This window comes from Roseibium sp., from assembly GCF_025698965.1.
Classification (GTDB): domain Bacteria; phylum Pseudomonadota; class Alphaproteobacteria; order Rhizobiales; family Stappiaceae; genus Roseibium.
In genome coordinates this window covers 1-3,956 of sequence record NZ_JAILWL010000553.1, presented here as the reverse complement: position 1 = coordinate 3,956, position 3,956 = coordinate 1, and the positions used below count along the sequence as shown (strand labels likewise).

Annotated in this window: 4 protein-coding genes; 2 read left to right on the top strand and 2 right to left on the bottom strand. The window is 54.8% G+C overall.

What is annotated here, in order from left to right; translation table 11 throughout:
- Both K5905_RS29280 and K5905_RS29275 read right to left on the bottom strand, forming a co-directional pair.
- Positions 1–811: acetyl-CoA C-acyltransferase (locus K5905_RS29280; protein ID WP_297591060.1), on the bottom strand; the 811-nt coding region annotated here is incomplete at its 3' end.
- Between the two features lie 128 nt (positions 812–939).
- Positions 940–2,337, bottom strand: coding sequence for a mannose-1-phosphate guanylyltransferase/mannose-6-phosphate isomerase (locus K5905_RS29275; RefSeq protein WP_297591057.1), 1,398 nt, complete (start codon positions 2,335–2,337; stop codon positions 940–942).
- Positions 2,338–2,514: 177 nt separating this feature from the next.
- On the opposite strand from K5905_RS29275, the gene K5905_RS29270 reads away from it, so the two are divergent.
- Positions 2,515–3,375: a metal ABC transporter ATP-binding protein gene (locus K5905_RS29270; protein ID WP_297591055.1), complete on the top strand. Its 861-nt coding sequence runs from the start codon at positions 2,515–2,517 to the stop codon at positions 3,373–3,375.
- The coding region (locus tag K5905_RS29265; protein ID WP_297591053.1) for a metal ABC transporter permease at positions 3,365–3,956 on the top strand (592 nt) is incomplete at its 3' end. The genes K5905_RS29270 and K5905_RS29265, both read left to right, overlap by 11 nt.

Below are 3,956 nucleotides of genomic sequence, written 5' to 3'. Positions count from 1 at the left end.
CCGCAGCCTCGGAAGCAATCAGAAGGGCTGCCGCACCATCATTCACACCGGAGGCGTTGCCGGCGGTGACGGATCCGCTTTCCCGAAAGGGTGTTTTGAGACCGGCAAGAGAGTCCAGCGTGGTATCTGCGCGCGGATGTTCGTCCTTGTCGACCAGAATTGGATCTCCTTTGCGTCGGGGAATCATGACAGGCACGATTTCCTCGGCAAGGCGGCCTGACTGCTGGGCCTTTGAGGCGCGCTGCTGGCTGCGCAGCGCAAAGGCATCCTGATCTTGTCTTGATATGGAAAACTGTTCGGCGACGTTCTCCGCCGTTTCCGGCATGCTGTCGATGCCGTATTGGCTTTTCATCAATGGATTGACAAAGCGCCAGCCGATTGTGGTGTCAAATATCTCCGAGTTGCGGGAAAACGCGGTTTCAGCCTTCGGCATGACAAACGGTGCTCGTGACATGCTTTCGACGCCACCTGCAATCGCAAGATCGATTTCGCCGCTTTTGATGGCACGGGCTGCAGTGAGAACTGCATCCATTCCCGAACCACACAGTCGATTGAGGGTCAATCCCGGAACCGTGTCCGGCAAACCCGCAAGAAGCGAAGACATGCGCGCGACGTTTCTGTTGTCTTCACCGGCCTGATTGGCACATCCGAAAAAAACATCGTCCACTTCCGCCCAGTCCGTATCCTGGTTGCGTTCCATCAGCGCCTCGATTGGAATCGCACCCAGATCGTCTGCACGAACTGACGAAAGCATTCCTCCGAAACGACCGATGGGTGTCCGGACATAATCACAGATGTAAACGTGGTGCATGAGTCTGTTCCTGATCGTTGTACGGACGCGGCAACACTTTCACCGGCCAGATTGCTGCTGGCACATGTGTTGCCGCAATTCCGTCAGGAAGGCAAGTTCGCATCACGGTTTTTGCGAATGGGGTGCGGTTACTGTGATGTTTCCGGATGGCGGAGGATGTCGTCTTCCTGCAGATAGGTACCGGACTGAACTTCAATCATTCTGGCCGGGATCTTGCCGGGGTTATGCAAGGTGTGTTTTGCACCCAGCGGAACATAGGCCGACTGGTTTTCCGCAAGCAGCCTTGTCTCGCCATTAATTGTGATTTCTATCGTTCCGGAAACCACAATCCAGTGTTCCGCTCTGTGAAGATGGCTCTGCAATCCGAGCCGCTTGCCAGGTTTGATCATCATGGACTGGACCGAAAACCGGTTCCCGGAATTGATGCGTTCGGTATATCCCCACGGCTTGTAGGCGCGGGGATGCCGGTCGACTTCGTTACGGCCTTCCGCCTTCAATTGCTCAACGATTTTCTTGACGTCCTGGGCCTTGTCCTTGTGTGCGACCAGAACGCTGTCGGTGGTTGCGATAACCATGACGTCTTCCAGACCGATGATCGACACGAGCCCCTGTTCTGCATATGCCAGGCAGTCCTTGCTGCTAAGGAAGCGCGTGTCGCCAAGACCGGTATTGCCGCTGTCGTCCTTTTCCAGAACCGTCCAGATGGCAGACCAGGACCCCAGATCGTCCCATTCGGGGGCAACCGGTGCACACACGACGTTGTCTGCTTTTTCCATGATTGCGTAATCGATGGAAATATTCGCCAGTTTTTCAAATCCATCCTTGTCGATCCTGGTGAAGTCCAGGTCGCTGTGACGGGTTTTCATAACAGTGACGATTTGTTCGTAGAGGTCGGGTTGAAACGCTTTGAAAGCGTCAATCATCGTCTGCGCGGAATAAAGAAATATACCCGCATTCCAGACATAGCCGCCGTCCTTCAGAAAAGCCTGGGCGCGCGGAAGGTCAGGTTTTTCGACGAAGGCTTCAACCGGGCGTACAGGCTCATCGCCGGGCTCGACTTTGATATAGCCGTAGCCGGTATTTGGTTCAGTAGGTGTAATGCCGAACGTGACGATCGAGCCGTTTTGCGCTGCTGCTTGTGCGGATCGTACCGCATTCAGGAAGACGTCTTCCTTGCGGATCAGGTGATCGGAGGGAAGCAGCAGGATCAGGGCATCGGGATCGGTTTCGGCCGCAATCAGTGCCGCCATCAGGGCTGGTGGAGCGGTGTTCCGACCGACTGGCTCCAACAGGATCGAGTTGGCTTCGATCTCGAGTTCCGACAATTGCTCACCGATCAAAAACCTGTGATTGTTGCTTCCAATGACAATGGGTGACGCAAATCCGGGTTGATTGACCCGTTTACAGGTCTTCTGAAAAAGGCTTTCTCCGTCAAACAGCGCCAAAAACTGTTTTGGCCGGTCGGTACGCGAAAGCGGCCACAGCCGGGAACCGATACCACCAGACAAAATGCAGGGAAATATCATGATCTAGTTTTCCTAATGTCGGAGAGACGCTTTAATAATCATATCAATAAATGCTTCCAGATTGATAAACACCGCGAGATCGTGTTGCAAGTTGTTGGTTGCAGGCTTGACGCGGAATTGTGTAATAATGTAACGCCGTGGCCGACCCACAATTGCTCAAGGCAGGTAAGCTCAACCATGACAGAACCCGAGAGCCAACTGATACGGCTGGACCGTGCAGGCATTCGCAAGGGCGGTGAATGGCTTGTGCGCGGTGTGGATCTGTCGGTTTCGGCCCGCGAAATCGTGACCCTGATTGGCCCGAATGGGTCGGGGAAATCCACAACCGCCAAATTGGCGCTTGGAATTCTCAAGCCGACAGAAGGCGCGGCATACCGCCAAAGAGGCCTCAAGGTGGGCTATGTACCGCAAAAACTTTCTATCGACTGGACGTTGCCGTTAAGTGTGCAGCGGTTTTTGCGGTTGACCAATCCTCTTACCGAGGCGCAGTGCCGAGACGCCCTGGAGCAGACGGGGGCATCACGGCTCATCAACGCTGAAATGCGAACCTTGTCAGGTGGCGAAATGCAGCGGGTGATGCTGGCGCGTGCAATCGCGCGCCATCCCGATCTCCTGGTTCTGGATGAACCGGTACAAGGTGTCGACTATGCAGGTGAAATTGCGATTTACGATTTGATTTCGGACATCCGAAATTCGCTCGGTTGCGGTATCTTGATGATCTCGCACGACCTTCATGTCGTCATGGCTGCGGCCGATCAGGTCATATGCCTTAATGGTCACGTCTGTTGTCGGGGAACGCCATCGGATGTGAGCAAGAGCGATCAGTACCACGCCTTGTTCGGAGCCAGGGCAGGGGCAGGTCTCGCGGTCTACGAACATCACCATGATCACGTCCACCTGCCCGACGGCCAGGTCCGCCATGCAGATGGCTCGATCTGCTCCGATTGCCCGGGAGAAAATCATGATCACGATCATGAAGACCATGGCCGTGAAACTGAAGAAATGCGCACGCGCGGCAGGGTAACCAATGCTCGATGATTTTTTTACAAGGGCTCTGGTGGCCGGGGTTGGGGTTGCACTTGTCGCAGGACCACTCGGATGCTTCATCATCTGGCGGCGAATGGCCTATTTCGGCGACACGCTATCCCATGCAGCGCTGCTCGGCGTAGCCTTGTCACTGCTCTTTGAAGTAAACACAACGCTTGCTGTAGGCGGAGTGTCCGTCGTTCTTGCCCTTATGCTGCTGTCCTTGCGGAGAAGCGACACTCTGTCTTCAGATGCGATCCTGGGTCTTCTATCGCATTCCGCACTCGCACTCGGGCTGGTGAGTCTGGCTTTTATGACCTGGGTGCGTGTGGATCTTCTCGGCTTGCTGTTCGGCGACATTCTGGCCGTGACCAGAATGGATATCGCGATGATTTACATCGGCGGGGGCCTCGTTCTTGCAGTCTTGATCCTGGTCTGGCGGCAATTGTTTGCTGCAACGGTAAGTCCGGATCTGGCTGCGGGTGAGGGATTGCGACCGGAACGGGCAGAGTTGATTTTCATGCTGATGACTGCCGTAGTCATTGCAATTTCGCTGAAAATCATAGGCGCGCTTCTAATTACAGCATTGTTGA